This window comes from Paenibacillus sp. Mc5Re-14 (genome assembly GCF_001049835.1).
Taxonomy (GTDB): Bacteria; Bacillota; Bacilli; order Paenibacillales; family Paenibacillaceae; genus Paenibacillus; species Paenibacillus polymyxa_C.
In genome coordinates this window covers 1,582,876-1,603,125 of the sequence record NZ_CVPD01000001.1, presented here as the reverse complement: position 1 = coordinate 1,603,125, position 20,250 = coordinate 1,582,876, and the positions used below count along the sequence as shown (strand labels likewise).

The 20,250-nt window shown below is 48.7% G+C and carries 20 protein-coding genes and 1 riboswitch; of the genes, 19 read left to right on the top strand and 1 reads right to left on the bottom strand.

All coding sequences use genetic code 11. The features are described 5' to 3' along the window. Positions 1-277 precede the first annotated feature (277 nt). Positions 278-406, bottom strand: coding sequence for a DUF4023 family protein (locus BN1546_RS07280; protein ID WP_013369463.1), 129 nt, complete (start codon positions 404-406; stop codon positions 278-280). A 194-nt stretch (positions 407-600) separates the two neighbouring features. On the opposite strand from BN1546_RS07280, the gene BN1546_RS07275 reads away from it, so the two are divergent. From BN1546_RS07275 to BN1546_RS07180, 19 genes are all read left to right on the top strand, one after another. After that, positions 601-864 carry a DUF1294 domain-containing protein gene (locus BN1546_RS07275; protein ID WP_013369464.1) on the top strand — a complete coding sequence of 88 codons (264 nt, stop codon included), beginning with the start codon at positions 601-603 and terminating at the stop codon, positions 862-864. Between the two features lie 150 nt (positions 865-1,014). Next, entirely contained in the window at positions 1,015-1,449 is a 435-nt protein-coding gene (locus tag BN1546_RS07270) for a universal stress protein (RefSeq protein ID WP_013369465.1), read from the top strand. Positions 1,450-1,799: 350 nt separating this feature from the next. Then, positions 1,800-1,901, top strand: a riboswitch (purine riboswitch). A 148-nt stretch (positions 1,902-2,049) separates the two neighbouring features. After that, positions 2,050-2,535, top strand: a complete 486-nt coding sequence (purE, locus tag BN1546_RS07265) for a 5-(carboxyamino)imidazole ribonucleotide mutase (RefSeq protein WP_013369467.1) — start codon at positions 2,050-2,052, stop codon at positions 2,533-2,535. Continuing rightward, positions 2,532-3,707 carry a 5-(carboxyamino)imidazole ribonucleotide synthase gene (gene purK, locus BN1546_RS07260; RefSeq protein WP_090736865.1) on the top strand — a complete coding sequence of 392 codons (1,176 nt, stop codon included), beginning with the start codon at positions 2,532-2,534 and terminating at the stop codon, positions 3,705-3,707. The genes purE and purK overlap by 4 nt, the downstream gene beginning before the upstream one ends. Before the next feature lie 2 nt (positions 3,708-3,709). Beyond that, positions 3,710-5,008 carry an adenylosuccinate lyase gene (purB, locus tag BN1546_RS07255; protein ID WP_064962598.1) on the top strand — a complete coding sequence of 433 codons (1,299 nt, stop codon included), beginning with the start codon at positions 3,710-3,712 and terminating at the stop codon, positions 5,006-5,008. A gap of 597 nt (positions 5,009-5,605) precedes the next feature. Further along, a complete protein-coding gene (locus BN1546_RS07245; RefSeq protein ID WP_090736863.1) occupies positions 5,606-6,487 on the top strand; it encodes a phosphoribosylaminoimidazolesuccinocarboxamide synthase in 882 nt (293 codons plus the stop codon). Positions 6,488-6,545: 58 nt separating this feature from the next. Next, positions 6,546-6,791 carry a phosphoribosylformylglycinamidine synthase subunit PurS gene (gene purS / locus BN1546_RS07240; RefSeq protein WP_007428837.1) on the top strand — a complete coding sequence of 82 codons (246 nt, stop codon included), beginning with the start codon at positions 6,546-6,548 and terminating at the stop codon, positions 6,789-6,791. Between the two features lie 4 nt (positions 6,792-6,795). Further along, on the top strand, positions 6,796-7,485 hold the full coding sequence (gene purQ / locus BN1546_RS07235) for a phosphoribosylformylglycinamidine synthase subunit PurQ (RefSeq protein ID WP_013369473.1): 690 nt from the start codon (positions 6,796-6,798) through the stop codon (positions 7,483-7,485). Continuing rightward, a complete protein-coding gene (gene purL, locus BN1546_RS07230) occupies positions 7,463-9,706 on the top strand; it encodes a phosphoribosylformylglycinamidine synthase subunit PurL (protein WP_090736861.1) in 2,244 nt (747 codons plus the stop codon). The genes purQ and purL overlap by 23 nt, the downstream gene beginning before the upstream one ends. Further along, the gene (gene purF, locus BN1546_RS07225) at positions 9,691-11,172 is read left to right on the top strand and encodes an amidophosphoribosyltransferase (protein WP_013369475.1); all 1,482 of its coding nucleotides are present in this window, start codon (positions 9,691-9,693) and stop codon (positions 11,170-11,172) included. The genes purL and purF overlap by 16 nt, the downstream gene beginning before the upstream one ends. Before the next feature lie 559 nt (positions 11,173-11,731). Beyond that, a complete protein-coding gene (gene purM / locus BN1546_RS07220) occupies positions 11,732-12,772 on the top strand; it encodes a phosphoribosylformylglycinamidine cyclo-ligase (RefSeq protein ID WP_025675375.1) in 1,041 nt (346 codons plus the stop codon). Further along, positions 12,772-13,386: a phosphoribosylglycinamide formyltransferase gene (gene purN, locus BN1546_RS07215; RefSeq protein WP_090736859.1), complete on the top strand. Its 615-nt coding sequence runs from the start codon at positions 12,772-12,774 to the stop codon at positions 13,384-13,386. Before purM ends, purN begins: the two co-directional genes overlap by 1 nt. 130 nt (positions 13,387-13,516) lie before the next feature. Further along, entirely contained in the window at positions 13,517-15,061 is a 1,545-nt protein-coding gene (gene purH, locus BN1546_RS07210) for a bifunctional phosphoribosylaminoimidazolecarboxamide formyltransferase/IMP cyclohydrolase (protein ID WP_040102112.1), read from the top strand. A 66-nt stretch (positions 15,062-15,127) separates the two neighbouring features. Then, complete coding sequence (purD, locus tag BN1546_RS07205; protein ID WP_090736857.1) at positions 15,128-16,393, top strand: phosphoribosylamine--glycine ligase; 1,266 nt, start codon at positions 15,128-15,130, stop codon at positions 16,391-16,393. Positions 16,394-16,517: 124 nt separating this feature from the next. Further along, a complete protein-coding gene (locus BN1546_RS07200) occupies positions 16,518-17,195 on the top strand; it encodes a TetR/AcrR family transcriptional regulator (RefSeq protein WP_090736855.1) in 678 nt (225 codons plus the stop codon). A 99-nt stretch (positions 17,196-17,294) separates the two neighbouring features. Continuing rightward, positions 17,295-18,152, top strand: coding sequence for a transporter substrate-binding domain-containing protein (locus BN1546_RS07195; RefSeq protein ID WP_013369483.1), 858 nt, complete (start codon positions 17,295-17,297; stop codon positions 18,150-18,152). A gap of 85 nt (positions 18,153-18,237) precedes the next feature. Beyond that, positions 18,238-18,885 (top strand): amino acid ABC transporter permease, encoded by a 648-nt coding sequence (locus BN1546_RS07190; RefSeq protein ID WP_040102109.1) that lies wholly within the window; start codon positions 18,238-18,240, stop codon positions 18,883-18,885. A gap of 14 nt (positions 18,886-18,899) precedes the next feature. After that, the gene (locus BN1546_RS07185; protein ID WP_013369485.1) at positions 18,900-19,649 is read left to right on the top strand and encodes an amino acid ABC transporter ATP-binding protein; all 750 of its coding nucleotides are present in this window, start codon (positions 18,900-18,902) and stop codon (positions 19,647-19,649) included. A gap of 53 nt (positions 19,650-19,702) precedes the next feature. Beyond that, on the top strand, positions 19,703-20,128 hold the full coding sequence (locus BN1546_RS07180) for an OsmC family protein (RefSeq protein ID WP_090736853.1): 426 nt from the start codon (positions 19,703-19,705) through the stop codon (positions 20,126-20,128). Positions 20,129-20,250: the final 122 nt, after the last annotated feature.

Genomic DNA, 20,250 nt, shown 5'->3' with positions numbered 1-20,250 from the left:
TTATAGAGTGTGATAATATCTTTAGTCAATAACTATGTCATGAAATATGACACGAAGATTTGTTTTTATATATGTAATCGCTTTAATTATACCTGAATGGAAAAGATTTGAAAACAAAACAACAAGCAGAAATCTCATAAGGAGTCTGCTTGTTGTTTTTGATAAAAGGTGAACAACTGAGTTTACCTACCTTTAATTTCATTGAATGAGAGTGACAAGATGAAGTTGATGTCTTACGGTATTTACATGGTTCTACAGTTGAATACAGTTCCCATGATCAGGGGTTTTTGCTATGCTGTTTTGTTGGCAAGCTGGCGCTGGGAGTTCCTTTTCCTTGTTTACGGTTACGTTCTGCCTTTTTTGCATTTTCTCGCAGCTTTTCAACGTATTCATGGGTGCTTTCCATCGTAGTTCCTCCTTTAAGACAAAATAGATGCACTCGGGAATTGCCCTCATACACCGTTACTATTTCCGCAAAAACGTTTTCCCAGTCAGGGAAGGCGTTGTTTCTATAAAAGGGGTGAGGTTATAATGAAGGAGAGAGCTCTATATAAGTCCTAATACCTGAAACTGGTACGGTGTGCAAAAGGAGGGGAGACATTGCAGACAGGCTTGTTGGTATGGCTGCTGTTCATCAATGCAGTAGGCTATCTGGTAATGTCGGAAGATAAAAAGAGAGCACGTAAACACCGTGATCGTGTACCTGAACGGACGTTGTTTTTGCTGGCCCTGATCGGGGGCGCATTAGGTGTACTCATTGCGATGTACCGCAAGCGCCATAAAACACGGCATATGACCTTCAGATTAGGTATTCCTGCGTTGCTATTCATTAACGCATTGCTCTATGGGTATTTTTTACGGTAAGGCTGGAAGTTTAGCTTCCCATAGGGAAGTTTAATGATGATTGAGAAGACTATTCTCAGCCATTACATGGTGTAATGAAAGTGAACAACTACAGGAATACATAATTTCAGGCTTTGATTTAACAAACTGAATTCGGAAGAGGTGCGTATTATGCTATTTTCAAAAGTATTGCTTGCTTATGACGGTTCGGATGCATCCAACAAAGCTTTATTGAAGGCGGCTGAATTGGTGAAGGCATCACCCTCCTCGAAGCTTGAGGTCGTAACAGCATTCGATTTCCCGCGGATTTTTATGGGCGAAGGCTTGGCTCCAATTCCAGCTTCGGTGAATAAAGAGTATTATGATTTGGCTGAGCAAACTACGGATGAAGTTAAAAAGCGGCTTGCTGAGCAAGGTGTAGATGCCAAGGTGGAACTGATTCAAGGTTCGCCGGCCGAAGTCATTTTGGATTATGCCAATGAGAATGGCTTCGATGTGATTGTGATCGGCAGTCGCGGTTTGGGTGGTATTCGTGAATTTGTCTTAGGTAGCGTAAGTCACAATGTGGTGCAGCATGCACGTATCCCCGTGCTGGTCGTAAAATAACGAAATAAAAAAAGTAAAAGTCGGATCACTACCTGTATAGGAAGTGCCGGCTTTTTATTTTTGTTAGTAAGATGTATTGCTGGCCGTTATCAGTGTAGGTAGAGAGATAGCTAAATGTAATACAATAGTTTCGAGGTGTGCATATAAAGGGCTTGGTTTTTGTTAAACACGAACATTAAATTGTATCATTATGACAATGTTCGTTTTCAAGTTGACACAGGGTGTAGGGAATTGTTAAACTATGAAGTGTATTGTCGATAAAAAATGAACTTTAGGTACAATTTAATTAGGTACACATGTTGGAGCCGAAACTCACCACGATTACGCTAGGAAAGTATATCGTTGGGTATGGAGTAAGCACAATCCTGACTCGTATAATGCCGGGGATATGGCCCGGAAGTTTCTACCTGGAAACCTTAAATTTCCGGACTACGGGAGACATACGGCTGAAGCCGCATTGGATGCGGTGGAACAGGCTTGCTTTTGGCATGCCTTTAAGAGGCTCTGTCGTTTGTTTTTTCGTAGTCCGGTGTCTTGAAAATAACGTTATTTTCGAGTGCCGGATTTTTGGCGCTTATTGATAAACAGGGAGTGAAGGACATGTCAGTGCAGGTTGCTGTCATTATGGGCAGCACATCAGACTGGGACACCATGCAACATGCATGTGCTGTGCTGGACGAGCTTGAAATCGGATATGAGAAAAAAGTAGTTTCAGCCCATCGTACACCGGATTTAATGTTTCGTTTTGCAGAAGAGGCCGCCGGGCGCGGATTAAAGGTCATTATTGCTGGAGCGGGCGGGGCTGCACATCTGCCGGGAATGGTGGCTGCGAAGACATCCTTGCCAGTAATTGGCGTGCCTGTCCAGTCGAAGGCTCTGAATGGTCTGGACTCCCTGCTCTCCATTGTGCAGATGCCGGGTGGTATTCCAGTCGCCACTGTGGCGATCGGTAAGGCGGGCTCTACCAACGCAGGGCTGCTGGCTGCACAAATATTAGGTGCTTTTGACGAAAAGATAAGTCAGCGGGTTGTGGCAAGACGCGACCGTATCCGTGACGAGGTACTGGAAGGTAGTGACTCACTATGAATGAAGCATGTGAACCCGCAGGCCGAATCCGTCCTCCTGGCACAGTGATTGGGCTTTTGGGAGGCGGACAACTAGGAAGAATGCTTGTACTGGCAGGAACAAACTTAGGCTATCGCTTCGTAACACTGGACCCTGCACCGGATAGTCCGTGTGGACAGGTGTCCGAACAAATCCGTGCTGCCTATGATGATGAACACGCGGCCAGAGAACTGGCTGCACGGTGTGATGTGATCACGTATGAGTTCGAAAATGTGGATGCAGGTGTAGCCGCGCTTTTGGAACAGGAATCCAGTGTGCCACAGGGCAGTAGTCTTTTGTACACGACACAGCATCGTCTGCGTGAAAAACGTTCTATTGAAGCAGCTGGTGTTCCTGTCGCTCCATATCGTGAAATTAGCAGTTCTGCCGATATGGTTCAAGCGGTAGCCGAACTGGGTGTACCGTGTGTGCTCAAAACAGCAGTCGGCGGTTATGATGGCAAGGGCCAAGTGGTCGTTCGCCAATCGGAGGAAGCCACGAATGCCTACGAGCAACTGGCTGGAAGCGGTTCGGAACTGGTGTTGGAACAGTTCATCCGTTTTCGCTGCGAAATCTCGGTGATTGTAGCTCGCAGCACGAACGGTGAAGCTAAAGCCTTTCCACCTGCGGAAAACATTCACGTAAACAACATTTTGCACACGTCGATTGTACCCGCACGCGTACCTGAACCTGTCCAGGAAGAAGCACGCAAATTGGCGCTGGCTGTGGCGGAGTCATTGGATGCGGTGGGGCTGCTCGCTGTGGAGATGTTTGTCACCGAAGATGGACAATTGTACGTTAATGAGTTGGCACCACGTCCCCATAACTCCGGCCACTACACGATGGAGGGATGCGCCACATCGCAATTTGAGCAGCATATACGTGCGATTTGTGGTTTGCCACTAGGCAACACGAAGCTTCTGACTCCGGTCGTGATGGTCAATGTACTAGGTGAGCATTTGGAGAACGTAATTCGGCGGTTCGGACAAACAGATGCTGAAGCTGAAAGATTGAGTGTTGTACCGAAGCTGCATTTGTATGGAAAAAGTGAAGCCAAGCCAGGCCGGAAGATGGGACATATTAATCTGTTGTGCCAGGATACGGAACAAGCGCTGGAATGGATTGATCAAACCAATATTTGGGGGGATAAATAGTCATGATCGAACGCTATAGCAGACCGGAAATGAGAGCGATTTGGACGGAAGAAAATAAATTCAAAGCTTGGCTGGAAGTAGAACTGTGTGCCTGTGAAGCATGGGCTGAGTTAGGTGTTATCCCAAAAGAAGATACCGTGGCTCTGCGCAAAAATGCAAGCTTTGATATTGAACGGATCTATGAAATTGAGCAGGAAACAAGACATGATGTCATTGCTTTTACCCGCACGGTATCCGAAAGTCTTGGCGACGAGCGCAAATGGGTGCATTACGGTCTAACCTCCACAGACGTGGTTGATACAGCACTGGGCTATTTGTTAAAACAGGCGAATGAAATTCTGGAACGAGATATTCTGAATTTTATTGATATTTTGAAGGAAAAAGCATTGGCTTACAAGCACACACCGATGATGGGACGTACACATGGAGTGCACGCTGAGCCGACCACATTCGGACTGAAAATGGGCCTGTGGTACGAGGAAATGAAGCGCAATCTGGAACGTTTCCGCTATGCTGCTGACCAGGTGCAATACGGTAAAATGTCCGGTGCAGTCGGAACATATGCCAACATTGACCCAGCTGTGGAAGAATTCGTATGCCGCAAGCTGGGCACCAAGCCTGCTCCGATTTCTACACAAACGCTTCAGCGTGATCGTCATGCTGAATATATGGCCACGTTGGCGTTGATCGCCACATCGTTGGACAAGTTTGCTACAGAAGTCCGTGCATTGCAAAAGAGTGAATTCCGCGAGGTGGAAGAAGCTTTTGCCAAGGGTCAAAAAGGATCTTCCGCAATGCCGCATAAACGCAATCCGATCGGAAGTGAAAACATCTCCGGCCTGGCACGTGTGATTCGCGGGCATATGGTATCGGCGTATGAGAACGTTACGCTGTGGCATGAGCGCGACATTTCGCATTCTTCTGTAGAACGCATCATTCTGCCAGATGCAACAATGCTGTTGAACTACATGCTGAACCGTTTTGGCAATATCGTGAAAAATCTGACGGTCTTCCCTGAAAATATGAAGCGCAATATGGCGCGTACGTATGGTGTACCATTCTCTGGCCGTATTATGACGAAGCTGATCGACAAGGGCTTTAGTCGTGAAAAAGCTTACGATACCGTGCAGCCGCGTGCTATGCAGGCATGGGAAGAACAACGCCAGTTCCGCGAAATCGTCGAGGCGACTCCTGAAATTACTGACGTGCTCAGTCCGGATGAAATCGAGGATGCGTTCAACCCAGCTTGGCATTTGAAAAACGTGGATACGATCTTTAAAAAGCTGGGATTAGGGGAGTAAGAGGGAAGGTTGGCGCTTGGGGAGGATCAGGAGCGTGATGAGACCGCTGCGCGAACGGATCGTTCTTCCGATTGCTGTTGCCCCTGGATTCCTGAATTGGAAAACCTACTAAGGTTGGAATCCAGGGGCAAAGGCAAACGCTAACGCTTCTCCAGAACGATTCCGTTCGCTCCGCTGCTTCCAGAACCACCCTTCATGTGGGAGCAGAACTTGAAAAGGTGCGGCACATAAGATGCCGCACCTTCCCAAGAGCGATGGAAAAGCAGTGGAACACGCTTTTCTATCACAAGCAACGTTTCTGGAAGGACTGCCGAATTTGCACAGCAAACAGCCCGCAGTCCTTACAGAAACGCGCAAGGCTCAAGAAGCGAAGCCTTGAGCCAGCCGTTCGCGCCGACGTAAAAGCGTTGCTGGATTAGGCTTGTGCCAACAAGCTTCATCCAGCGGAGCGCGCTCACCCGACCGTAGCTACAAAATAGACGCCCTCACCCAGCTCACCAGCCAACTCTTGCGGGAGTCCCGAGGGCAGCAGCCCTGGGGGTCCTCCCCGAGGGGAGGATTTAGGAGGGGCAACTTCTATGAAAGAGGTGTAATGAAATGTCATTGTCTACCGCCGAAGGTCTGATTCATGCGCCGCTCTTGTACAAAGGCAAAGTGCGTGAGTTGTATGATCTCGGAGAACATTTTCTGATTGTCGTGACGGACCGGATTTCGGCTTTTGATTATGTGTTGGAGCCGCCCGTACCGGAAAAAGGAAATGTATTGAACAAGCTCAGTGCTTTCTGGTTTGAACAGACGAAAGACCTGCTGGAAAACCATGTCGTGCATACCGATGTAGACAAGCTCGGACATGTCATCGACGAACAGCATAAAGAGCTGCTAAAGGACCGGATCATGGTTACGCTGAAGGCTGAACGCATCGACATCGAGTGTGTGGTGCGCGGATATATTACCGGAGGCGGCTGGCGTCAGTATGAGCAGACCGGCGAGGTAAACGGTATTCCATTGCCCAAGGGGCTACGTAAGAATGAACGCTTTCCCAAGCCTCTATTTACACCGGCTGCAAAAAATGATGTCGGTCACGACGAGGACATTTCCCTTCACCAAATGAAAGAGCTGGTCGGGGCCCAGCTAACCGGTGAGCTTGAGGAAAAAAGCTTGGCATTGTACGAATTTGCGCGTGCTTTCTGCGAAAAGCGAGGAATCATTTTAGCGGATTGCAAGTTTGAGTTTGGTCTTGTTGACGGCAAGGTGATTTTGATTGATGAAATTTTCACCCCGGACTCATCCCGTTTTTGGGCGCAGGAAAAGTATGAGCTGGATGTGGAGATTGACAGCATGGACAAGGAGCCGGTGCGAAGCTATCTAGCAGCCTCCGGTTGGGACAAGAATAGCAAGCCCGATCCGTTGCCTGCTGAGGTCGTAGAAGAAACAACTGCAAGATATACGGATATTTGGCGGCGTCTGACGGCACAGTAAATAGTAATCATAATTCAACCAATAGGATTCACTCATTCGGAGGAGGAACTGAAGGAACATGATGAAAGCAACAGTCTATGTCACGATTAAGCAAAGCGTTTTGGACCCGCAGGGGGTTGCGGTGCAGGGCGCACTGCATTCTATGGGTTTCGGAGAAGTGGATAGCGTCAGAATTGGTAAGTATATGGAACTGAATCTGGATACAACAGACCGCGAGAGTGCAGAGAAACGCGTCATCGAGATGTGTGAAAAGCTGTTGGCCAACACGGTCATTGAAGACTACCGCTACGAACTGGAGGGCTGATTCCATGAAATTTGCAGTTCTGGTTTTTCCGGGCTCCAACTGTGATATTGACTGCTATAAGGCGATAGAGGACACGGTCGGTGAACCTGTCGATTATGTGTGGCATACTGCAACGGATCTGTCACCTTACGATTGTATTCTTGTTCCGGGAGGCTTCTCCTACGGGGATTATCTGCGGTGCGGTGCGATTTCCCGGTTTGCCCCGGTGATGAAGGAAGTAGCCAAAGCGGCTGCTGAAGGCAAATATATTTTGGGGATTTGCAACGGTTTTCAAATTTTGACCGAAGCCGGGCTGTTGCCAGGAGCTTTGCGCCGTAATCTGTCGATGAAATTCCTTTGCCGTGATACGGTATTGCAGGTTGCGAATAACGATACGCCTTTTACAAGAGATTATGCTGCTGGTGAAGAAATCATTATTCCGATCGCACATGGTGAAGGCAACTATTACTGTGATGATGAGACGCTGGCTCGTTTGCAGGCGAACAATCAGATCGTATTTACGTATAAAGATAATCCCAATGGTTCCATGACGGATATTGCGGGGATTTGTAATGAACAAGGTAACGTACTGGGCATGATGCCCCATCCGGAACGTGCGGTGGATGCATTGCTTGGCACGGATGACGGCAAACGTATGTTTACATCTATTTTGAATGCTTGGAGGGATCGTCATGGCGCAGCAAGTGTCCGCTAAGGAACCGACGGCAGAGCAGGTTGCCGAACATAAACTGTATCAGCAGATGGGTGTGTCGGACAGTGAATATGCGCTGATCTGTGATTTCATGGGGCGTCAGCCGAATTATACGGAAATTGGCGTGTTCAGTGTTATGTGGTCAGAGCATTGTGCTTACAAAAACTCCAAGCCGTTGTTGAGACGTTTCCCGACGAGCGGTCCGCGAGTGCTGATGGGACCGGGTGAAGGAGCAGGGATTGTAGATATTGGAGACAACCAAGCGGTTGTATTTAAAATCGAAAGTCATAACCATCCATCCGCTGTAGAACCTTTTCAAGGGGCAGCGACTGGGGTAGGCGGCATCATCCGTGATATTTTCTCCATGGGCGCAAGACCTGTAGCTGTGTTGAACTCTTTGCGTTTTGGCAAGCTGGAGAGCGACCGTGTGAAATATTTGTTCGAGCATGTGGTATCCGGTATTGCGGGCTATGGAAACTGTATCGGTATTCCAACCGTAGGCGGCGAGGTTGTATTTGATGAAAGCTATGAGGGCAATCCGCTCGTCAATGCCATGTGTGTCGGACTGATTGACCATGATAAAATTCAGCGCGGTGTGGCAAAAGGGGTCGGTAACCCGGTGTTTTATGTGGGACCTCCGACAGGTCGTGACGGGATTCATGGAGCTACCTTCGCATCGGTTGAGCTGACAGAGGAATCCGAAGCGAATCGGACTGCGGTTCAAGTAGGCGATCCATTTATGGAGAAGCTGGTTATGGAATCATGTCTGGAACTGATCGACAGCGGTATTGTACTGGGTATTCAGGATATGGGCGCAGCGGGACTTACCTGCTCCAGTGCCGAAATGGCAAGTAAGGCGGGCAACGGTCTTGAGCTGTATCTGGATCAGGTACCGCAACGTGAAGAGGGCATGACACCTTATGAAATGATGCTGTCCGAATCACAGGAGCGTATGCTGTTCGTTGTTGAGCCAAAGGATGAAGCACAGGCGCTTGAAATTTTCGAGCGTTGGGGCGTCATTTGTGCCAAGGTCGGCAAGGTGACGGATGACGGGCGTTTGCGTTTGTTCCATCACGGTGAAGTGGTGGGGGATATGCCAGTGACGGCGCTAGTAGACGAGTGTCCGATCTATGACAAGCCTTCCGAAGTTCCTGCTTATTATGAGCAAAATGCTGCTGTTGACACATTGCGTTACCCAGAAGTGACTGATTTGAACGGTGCGCTGAAAAAGGTGCTTTCATCCCCAAGTGTAGCCAGCAAGAAATGGGTATACGAGCAATATGATTACATGGTTCGCACCAGTACGGCCGTTCGTCCGGGCTCGGATGCGGCTGTAGTGACTGTACGCGGCACCCGCAAGGGACTTGCGATGACTACAGATTGTAACGGACGTTATGTATACCTGGATCCAGAGGTAGGCGGACGAATTGCAGTCAGCGAAGCAGCTCGTAACATTGTATGCTCCGGCGGAGAACCTTTGGCGATTACGGACAACCTCAACTTCGGTAACCCTGAAAAACCGGATATTTTCTGGCAAATGGAAAAAGCCGTGGACGGTATGGCAGAAGCTTGTCGTATACTGGATACACCTGTTATCGGGGGTAACGTTAGCTTGTACAACGAAAATGCCAAAGGTGCGATCTATCCGACGCCTGTAGTCGGTATGGTCGGTCTGGTACATGATACAGATCATATTACGACACAAGGCTTCAAAGCTGAAGGCGACGTTATTTTCCTAGTGGGGGAGACGAAGGCTGAGCTAGGAGGCAGTGAGTTCCAGGCTGTCGTGCACGGTGTATCCGAAGGACGTCCGCCTGAGCTAGATTTGAACGTAGAGAAAAAACTGCTGACCGCAGTACTGGGAGCGATACAAGCTGGATTGGTACAATCCGCGCATGATCTCGCAGAGGGCGGATTGGCTGTGGCGCTTGCCGAATCTGGAATTAGCGGCGGATTGGGAGCACAGGTTAACGTAGAGACGTCTTTGCGTCCTGACCATGCTTTATTCAGCGAAAGTCAATCCCGCATTTTGTTGTCCGCATCGCCGGATAAAGCGTCTGCGTTGGAAGCGCATCTGCGTGGATTGGAAGTGCCAGTTACCGTATTGGGAAAAGTTGAAGGATCACAATTGACAGTTGAGGTGAACGGACAACCCGCTTTGAACGAGGCAGTCGCCAGTTTGAAGCAAATCTGGGAGGATGTCATTCCATGTCTGATGAAATAACAGCACGGACGTTGTGGACTGGAGATTATTATAATGAGGGCTCTGGTAAAGAGGGGCTGTTTGATAAATTAAAAGAGGAATGCGGCGTATTCGGGGTATACAGACACTCCGATGCCGCTTCCCTAGCCTATTACGGCTTACACGCGCTTCAGCATCGTGGTGAGGAAAGCGCAGGGATCTGTGTGAGCAGTGGCGACGAGTTCCATTATCATCGTGGAATGGGGCTTGTCAAAGAAGTATTTAATAAAGACTTAATGGCTTCGTTGACAGGCGATATTGCTATAGGACATGTGCGCTACTCGACAAGTGGAGACAGTAAGCTGACAAATGCACAGCCTTTGGTGTTCAAGTATCGTGATGGTGATCTGGCGGTAGCGACGAACGGAAATATCGTAAATGCTTTGCAAATCCGGCATGAGTTGGAGCAGGGTGGGTCTATTTTTCAAACGACCAGCGATACCGAAGTAGTAGCTCATTTGATCGCCCGATCGTCCAAGGATTTGGTGGAGGCTGCCAAGGATGCATTGAAGCGTATTGTCGGTGGGTTTGCTTTCCTTATTATGACCAATGACAAGCTGCTTGTGGCTTCTGACCCCAACGGCTTGCGTCCATTGACGATGGGCAGATTGGGAGATGCTTATTTGTTTGCATCCGAATCCTGTGCTCTGGAAACGATTGGTGCAGAACTGTTGCGCGATATCGAGCCAGGTGAGCTGTTGATACTGGATAAAAATGGACTGCACGAAGACCGCTATACGGAAGATAAGCAGCGTAAAGCGCTGTGTGCGATGGAGTATATTTATTTTGCTCGTCCTGACAGTGATTTGAACGGAGCTAATCTTCATGCTGCACGCAAACGGATGGGCAGCCAACTGGCGCTGGAGGCTTTTGTCGATGCTGATTTGGTGACCGGTGTACCGGATTCCAGTATTTCGGCTGCAATTGGTTATGCAGAGCAAACAGGTATTCCTTATGAGCTGGGCATGATTAAAAATAAATATACCGGTCGTACCTTCATTCAACCGAGTCAGGAGCTGCGCGAGCAGGGTGTGAAAATGAAGCTGAGCGCCGTACGCCGTGTGGTTGAAGGTAAACGGGTCATTATGATCGACGACTCTATCGTTCGTGGCACCACGTCTCGTCGAATCGTAAATATGCTGCGAGATGCGGGCGCACTGGAAGTACATGTACGTATTACCTCGCCGCCTTTCAAAAACCCGTGCTTCTACGGTATCGACACGCCGGACCGTCGGGAGCTGATCGCTTCGTCCAAAACCGTAGAGGAAATTCGGCAAGAGATTAACGCTGATTCGCTCTTCTTTATGAGCGCCGAAGGGTTGATTGCCGCAGTAGGCGGACATAACGAACAGGATTACAAGGGCGGTTTGTGCCTGGCTTGTTTCGATAACGATTATCCGACACAGGTAGATTTCAAAGGCGAAGAAAAGTTCGGGTGTAGTTGTTAGTATAGGGAACAAAAGAGGTACAGAGGTGCATGGGGATGGTGGTTCTGAGGGGGCCACTCCGCGTGTGGAAGGTTCTTACGATCGCTGCGTTCCTCAGGTGTGCAGCATTTTGCAGCAGTGCCTGTACCTCTTCTGTTCCCACAGGGAAGAGGATAGGTAAGGCCGTTAAAAACTCATGGCATAACTAATTCATGCCATGAGTTTTTAACAGGCAGGGCGCAGCTGCCTGCCTCAAGGGTCAAAGAAGTAAGCCGCCCGTTGGCGCTGCTCACTTCTTTGACCGGCACGTCCCCGACTTTGCAAAGCAAACAGCCCGGGACGTGCCCCTGCCGCCGTCACTACCAAAGGCGGCCACGCATCAAAGCGTGTCCTTGTGAATTGCGGGAAGACCCGCAACTCACAAAGGAAAACACGCGACTCACAGCACGAACCACCACCAAGCAGCACCCAATCCTACGCATCTGACCGACTCTTGAGGGGTCCAGGGGGAGCAGCCCCATGGAATCCTCCCTGCTAGGGAGGACTTAGGAGGGTCAATCATTTGAAGGAGTGTTCATGAATGTCCGAAGCATACAAAAACGCAGGGGTAGATATCGCTGCTGGTAATGAAGCAGTAGAACGGATGAAAAAGCACGTTAAACGTACCTTCCGTCCAGAAGTGCTCACGGACTTGGGCGGATTCGGTGCATTGTTCGGTCTGAATAAAGATAAGTACGAGGAGCCTGTACTTGTGTCCGGTACTGACGGTGTCGGCACGAAGCTGAAGCTTGCCTTCGCAATGGATCGTCATGACACCATCGGCATTGATGCAGTTGCGATGTGCGTAAACGACATTGTTGTAGGGGGCGCGGAGCCACTCTTTTTTCTCGATTATCTCGCCTGTGACAAGGTTATACCTGAGAAAATCGAAGCGATTGTCGCCGGTATTGCCGAGGGCTGTCACCAGTCAGGTTGTGCGTTGGTCGGCGGTGAAACCGCAGAAATGCCGGGGATGTACAGCGAGGGCGAATATGATATTGCCGGATTCACGGTAGGGATTGTAGATAAAAGCAAAATCATTAACGGCAGTTCCATTGCTCCTGGAGATACCGTAATCGGACTAGCTTCCAGTGGCGTTCACAGTAATGGTTTCTCCCTAGTTCGCAAGCTGTTATTGGAACAGCAAGGTTATGATTTGCATGATGAAATCGAAGGCTTGAATGGCAAACTGGGCGATGTACTGCTGGAGCCTACGAAAATTTATGTGAAATCTGTGTTGGCATTGCTGGATAAGGTAAAAGTAAAAGGCATGGCGCATATCACTGGTGGCGGTTTTATTGAAAATATCCCTAGAGTGTTACCGGATCACGTCAATGTGGATATACAATACGGCACTTGGCCGATTCTTCCGATCTTCCAGCTCATGCAGGAAAAAGGCGAAATCTCCAACAAAGACATGTTCACGACTTTCAATATGGGGATTGGAATGGTGATCGTTGTCGGTGCAGAGCACGCACAGACCGCACTGGAAGTTCTGAAGGAACAGGGTGAAGCTGCGTATGTGATCGGAAAAGTAACGGAAGGCAGCTCTATCGTGACCTTTACAGGAGCCGAGGTGTAATGAACGAGTACCGGATTGCTGTTTTTGCATCAGGCGAAGGGACGAACTTTCAGTCTTTGGTGGATGCGGCCGCGCGGGGTGAACTGGGCGGCGCCTCGGTAGAACTGCTCATCTGTGACAAGCCTGGGGCTCCTGCTGTAGCTAGAGCACAGAAAGCTGGAATTGCCTGTCATACTTTTCGTCCTAAAGATTATCCTGCCCGAGAAGACTATGAGCGTGAATTAGTGGCTTTGCTGGAGCAGAAATCGATTGATCTCATCGTGTTAGCAGGCTATATGCGTTTGCTATCTAGTGTCATGGTTGATGCGTACGCTGGGAAAATCATTAATATTCATCCGTCGCTGCTTCCGGCATTTCCAGGGAAAGATGCTATTGGACAGGCATTAGCCTATGGGGTCAAGGTAAGTGGGGTCACCGTCCATTTTGTGGACGGGGGGATGGATACTGGGGCGATTATTGCCCAACGTGTCGTGGCAGTTCACGATCATGATACAGCGGAATCCTTATCCGTAGCCATTCAATCCGTGGAACGTCAGCTATATCCAGAGGTAGTTGGCAGACTGGCCCAAGGCAAAATCCAATTGAATGGCCGCAAGGTGAACTCACTTCTCTAAAGATAACTGTAATTTGTCATATCATTGTCCTAACAAGGATACTGTACAGGCATTTTCCGATATTTCTCGGGAAATAAATTGATAGAAGAGAAATTTGCAAAATTCTGAAAGAGCTAAAGGAGGAGACAGGGTGAGTATTAAAAGAGCGCTCGTCAGCGTATCAGATAAACGGGGAATCGTAGAGTTTTGCCGTGAGTTGTCCAAATTGGGTGTGGAGATCGTTTCGACAGGGGGAACGAGCAGCTTGCTGTCGAAGGAGGGTATTCCTGTCATCGGTATTTCAGAGGTAACGGGATTTCCAGAAATTATGGATGGACGTGTTAAAACACTCCACCCTGCGGTACACAGCGGTTTGCTGGCTGTTCGGGATAATGAAGAGCATCAGCGCCAGATGAAGGAGCTTGGATTGGATTATATCGATCTGGTCGTTGTGAACCTGTATCCTTTTGCGGAAACGATCGCCAAACCCGGTGTAACCTATGAGGACGCGATTGAAAATATCGACATCGGCGGTCCAACGATGCTCCGCTCAGCGGCAAAAAACCATGCTTTTGTCAGTGTAGTGGTCGATGCTGATGACTATAGCACTGTACTGGAGGAAATACGTAAGGATGGCGACACGGAGCTGAATACTCGTAAGCGTTTGGCTGCAAAAGTGTTCCGTCATACGGCGTCATACGACGCTTTGATTTCCGATTATTTGTCGAATGTGACAGGCGATCCGCTGCCTGAGCGTTATACTGTAACCTATGAAAAAATTCAGGATTTGCGTTATGGCGAAAATCCTCATCAACAGGCTGCGTTTTACCGTGAGCCATTGGCGGCCAAGGGTACACTGACAACAGCAAAGCAACTTCACGGTAAAGAGTTGTCTTACAATAATATCAATGATGCTAATGCAGCCCTGCAAATCGTCAAAGAATTCAGCGAGCCGACAGTAGTTGCAGTTAAGCATATGAATCCTTGCGGTGTGGGTATTGGCGGCAGTATTTATGAAGCATACAGCAAAGCTTACGCAGCAGATCCAACTTCGATTTTTGGCGGCATCGTTGCGGCTAACCGGATTATTGATGGTGATACAGCGAACAAGCTGAGTGAAATCTTTCTGGAAATTATATTGGCACCGGGCTTCACGAAAGAAGCATTGGAGATTTTAACGAAAAAGAAAAATATCCGTTTGCTTGATCTGGGTGAGCTTTCCCCGTCTGAGGCGAAAAGCCGTTTCGTTGTGACTTCCATTGAAGGTGGCATGGTTGTTCAGCAAAATGACGTTCATGCTGTAGACCCGGATGCACTTACGGTTGTAACAGAGCGCGCGCCATCCGAGGAGGAACTGAAACAACTTTTATTTAGCTGGAAAGTGGTTAAACATGTGAAATCCAACGCCATTGTACTGGCGGCAGATAATATGACCATTGGCGTAGGCGCAGGACAAATGAACCGTGTCGGAGCAGCCAAGATTGCAATCGAGCAGGCCGGTGACAAAGCAAAAGGTGCGGTACTGGCATCGGATGCATTTTTCCCGATGGGCGATACGCTGGAGTTGGCAGCTAAAGCAGGCATCACGGCAGTCATTCAGCCGGGTGGCTCTATCAAAGACGAAGAATCCATCAAGGTTGCTAACGCATATGGCATTGCTATGGTCTTTACGGGCGTACGTCATTTCAAGCACTAAGTTGCGTGAGTGTTGTGGTTGCAGCACACCTGAACGATCATACTGGGAGCGGGAGGAATCACCTGAATGGATATTTTGGTTATCGGAGGGGGCGGCCGCGAACATGCAATTGTGTGGGCGCTGAAGAAAAGCCCCAAGGCCGGACAAATCTATTGTGCGCCAGGTAATGCTGGTATTGGACAATTAGCGGAGTGTGTGCCGATTCCGGTGAGTGAGTTTGACGCGCTGACAGAACTGGCGGAATCCAAAAAAGTCGGACTGGTCGTGGTAGGCCCCGATGATCCGCTGGCAGACGGCATTGTGGATGCCTTTGAAGCCAAAGGCATCCCAGTATTCGGACCGCGTAAAAATGCGGCGGAAATTGAAGGCAGCAAAATCTTCATGAAAGATTTGCTGCATAAATATCAAATTCCGACAGCAACTTATCGCAAATTTTATACCTATGAGGAAGCACATGCCTACTTAAAGGACCAGCCGATCCCGGTGGTCATTAAGGCCGATGGACTGGCAGCAGGCAAAGGCGTGACAGTCGCTTACTCAATGGAGGAAGCGGAAAGGGCTCTGTCCGATATTATGGTGGCAAAGGTATTTGGAGAAGCGGGCGCACAGGTCGTGATCGAGGAGTTCCTCGCTGGACAGGAAATGTCGATTCTTTCCTTTGTTGACGGTGAAACGGTACGGCCGATGGCAGCGGCGCAAGATCACAAGCCGGTTTTTGATGGTGACAAAGGACCCAACACAGGTGGCATGGGAACATATTCCCCGCTGCCTCACATAGCCAATTCCATTATTGAGGAAGCCATTGAGACGATTATTAAGCCGACGGCCAAGGCTATGGTTGCTGAAGGACGCCCGTTCCGTGGTGTTTTATTTGCTGGACTGATGATTTCGCCGGACGGCAAGCCGAAGACCATTGAGTTTAATGCACGTTTTGGTGATCCAGAAACACAAGTCGTATTGCCTCGACTAAAATCCGATTTGCTCGATATTTTTCTCGCTGCTGTGAACGGCACGCTGGATCAGGTAGAGATCGAGTGGAAGGATGAAGCTGCGGTGTGTGTGGTACTGGCATCCGGGGGTTACCCTGCAGCTTACGCCAAAGGAGTACCTATCCACGGACTGGACCAGGCAAACGAAGCTATCGTCTTCCATGCCGGAACAGGCATCAACGAACAGGGTGAGTGGGTCACGAACGGCGGACGCGTGTTAGGCGTGGTTGGTTTGGGACGTGACATTGCCGAGGCACGGGACAAAGCTTACGAACAGGCTGCTCATATTACCTTTGAAGGCAAGCAAAACCGTACAGACATTGCGGCAAAAGCATTGCTATAACAGCAATATATAGGATACAGAGGACCTCTTCGGAGGTCCTCTTTTTCGTTTGACAAATGTATACTTATCCTATAGGATTAAAAATACAAAACTGACTGACTGATCAATCGGGAGGAGGAAACCCATGCAGCCACGCAAGGCGAAGCAGCCCAAAACCCTTTCGAATGACTCACCTGTTGACCACGGGGGAGAAGAAACAGACCGCAGAACACAGCTTCTTCACATTGCGTTAAAGCGGTTCGCTGAGCAGGGTTATCACCAAACGAAGATTTCAGATATCGTGGTGGAGGCAGGAGTAGCTCAAGGCACATTTTATTGGCATTTTAAAAGTAAAGAGGCCTTGGCGCTGGAGATTATCGCTACAGGTCGTGAACAGCTTTTGTCAGCGATCGGGCAGGGGTATCGCCGTGATGCGGGAACGCTGGCTGATATGGTTAAGGCATCGGAAGCGCTGTTTGTTCGGCTATTTCATTTTGCATTCGAGAACCGTTATCTGATGGGTTTGCTGCTGATCGGCAGTGGTGTCGATGAACCAGTGAGGCAGAGCATCCGTGAAACAAGGACTGCGATGGAGCTTGCATTCCGGCGCAATATGGAGCGAGCGATCGAGCTGAACATGTTGCCTGCCGAATTAGATGTCGAATTGAGGGCAGCACTACTCATGAGCATGATTGAAGGTGTCATTATACGCTGGCTATTCGGTTCAGAGGGAACACATGACCACATCAAGCAGGTATCCGCTACAAGATTGGCAGAAGAGGCTGCTAATTTTGAATTTTACGGACTATTAGGCCAAAGCTAGACGGTCAACATCGCATGAATGAGTAGTGGGCAACAAATAGTATAGCCCAATTACACATACAAACTTAAACATTTACATCTAGACAGGAGAGAACGATACATGAAAACACGTAAAAAAGGATTCTTGGTGACTACACTCATGGCTCTGGCATTGTTTAGCCTTGTGCTGAGCGCTTGCGGTACAAAGCCAGAAGCTTCGAATACTAGCAATGGAGCAGGCAGCAGTAACGAGGCAGCCGCCAATCAGCTCGAAGCCATCAAGAAGGCCGATGTAATGAAGGTAGGCATGATGGGTACTTACCCGCCGTACAATTTCTTGAACGACAACAAGGAGTTGGACGGGTTTGATGTGGATATTGCCAAAGAATTAGCGAAACGGATTGGAGTAAAAGCGGAGTTCACGGCACAAGAATTTTCGGGACTGATTCCAAGTTTGCAAAAGAAAAAATTCGATGCAGTGGTTAGCCAGGTGGCGATTACAGAGGATCGTAAGAAGGCCATTGACTTCACAGATCCCTATATCACCAATAATGTGAATATTATCGTGAACAGTAAAACCAATGACATTACGACGTTGGAAGACTTTAAAGGCAAAACGATTGGTGTCGGCTTGGGAACAAATGATGAGTCTTATCTGCGCAACGAAGTGCTGCCAAAGGTAGGCGATTTTGAGATCAAAACATATGATGATGTCATTACTTCATTGAAGGATCTAAACTCTGGTCGTATTGATGCAACCATTAACAATCTGTATGCTCTTAAGCCCATTATCGACAAAAACGGATTTCAAATTAAAGCTGTAGGCGAGCCGATTAAATCGGATCAGGCGGCTGTAGCTATTAACCAGAAAACTCCTGAGCTGAAGGCAGCCTTGAACAAGGCTCTAAAGGAAATGAAGGAAGACGGCACTTACAAAACAATTTTTAAAAAATGGTTTGGCGAGGAGCCAAAAGAATAACGTAAGCCTGTTACAGGCGTCTGGCTCCAGTCTTGGCTTTTATGCTGACATGGGGCCACTCGTCTGAAAGAAGGGAATATAACCGATGCTCGAATTAATGTGGGAGAACGTGCCTTTTTTATTGAAGGGTGCTTATTATACGCTGTATATAACGATTGTTTCTATGCTGTTTGGTCTAATCATTGGTCTGGTTGTTGCTGTAGCCCGATTGAAAGGGAATCGACCTGTTCGGTGGCTGGCCCGCATGTATGTATCGATCATCCGGGGAACGCCGGTTTTGGTGCAGATTGCGGTCATTTATTATGGTCTGGATGATTACGGAATATCATTCGGATCGCTTACGGCTGCTTGTCTTGCGCTCAGTATTAATACAGGGGCGTACTTATCGGAGACGTTCCGTGGAGCTATTTTAGCCGTACCGCAGGGACAGACCGAGGCCGCTTATGCTACGGGAATGTCGCCTGGTCAAACGATGTGGCGTATCATTCTTCCGCAGGCGGTACGCATTGCAATAGCACCGATGGGAAATACGTTCGTGGGTATGCTTAAAGAAACGTCGCTGGTGTCAGTTATCGGGGTCAGTGAATTGATGCGGCAGGCACAGCTTTTACAGGCGCAGTATTTGCTCTACATGCCGTTTCTGCTCGAAATTGCCCTGATGTATTGGATTATGAGCATTGGATTCTCCGCTATACTGGAGCGGGTGGAAAAGCGTCTGGCTCGAGCTTATTAAGGTGGAGATGATAGATGATGATAACAACAAACGGATTAGGTAAACGATTCGGACAGGTAGAGGTTCTGAAAAGCATAGATTTTCAGGTTGCCGCTCGTGAAATCGTCGTATTGCTCGGTCCCAGCGGCTCTGGTAAAAGTACCTTGCTGCGCTGTCTGAACGGTCTAGAAGAGCTGTCTTCCGGCAAGTTTGAGGTGAACGGGATTGAGGTTGATGCTACATCTCCTGTTCGTGCCCGCCAAGCGGCCATTCGTGATATTCGCAAGCAGACGGGGATGGTGTTCCAGCAATTCAATTTGTATCCGCATAAAACAGCAATCGGCAATGTCATTGAAGGACTGCTGACAGTAAAGAAAATGCCGCGCGACAAGGCTATGTCTATCGGACAACAGCTATTGAAGCGGGTGGGATTACTGGATAAGCAGGATGTACACCCATCTCGTCTGTCGGGTGGACAGCAGCAACGGGTAGCTATTGCACGTGCACTGGCGATGGACCCGGCGATTATGCTTTTCGACGAGCCGACATCGGCGCTTGATCCCGAACTGGTGGGTGAAGTGCTAGGGGTTATGCGAGAGTTGGCTCAAGACGGAATGACAATGGTCGTCGTGACTCATGAGATGAAATTTGCCCGTGAGGTGGCGGACAAGGTTGTATTTATGGCGGACGGTATCATTGTGGAGGAGGCTGCGCCACAGGCATTTTTTGATGCTCCCCAGCATGAGAGGACACAAAAGTTTTTGCGTCAAATCAGCGAATTTTAAGTTAGATCGAGAATAAATCATAGATTACTAAGATGGAAAGAAGGCAATTGAACATGAAAGTATCTACAACTTGGCACGGCAAACGCGCGTTTACATCGGAAGGACCATCCGGTTATTTCGTAGGGATGGATGCTACGGCGGCTTATGGCGGTGATGGTAAAGGGATGACACCGATGGAACTGCTGCTTGCGGGTCTGGCGGGATGTATCGGTATTGATATTACGATGATTTTGGATCGTTTTTTGTCGGACATTCAGCGAATTGATATTGATGCAGAAGGTACGCGCAAGGAACAAATGCCAACGGGATTTACAGCGATTGATCTGACATTCCACGTGGACGGAGATATTCCAGACTACCGTGTATGGAAAGCGATTCAGATGGGTAAGGAAAAATATTGTGCAGTATCCGACTCCTTAAAAGCGGAAATTCGGATGCACCTCATTTTGAATGGAACAGAAGTACCCTATCCAGCGTAAGTGTTGAGGGGTGAGGAGAGTCAGCCTGTGTTATATACAGGCTGACTCTCCTTTTTTATGTTATCTGAGATCGGTGTACAGGTTGGGAGGTAATGCAGCTAAACGCTACGTTATCGTGCAGC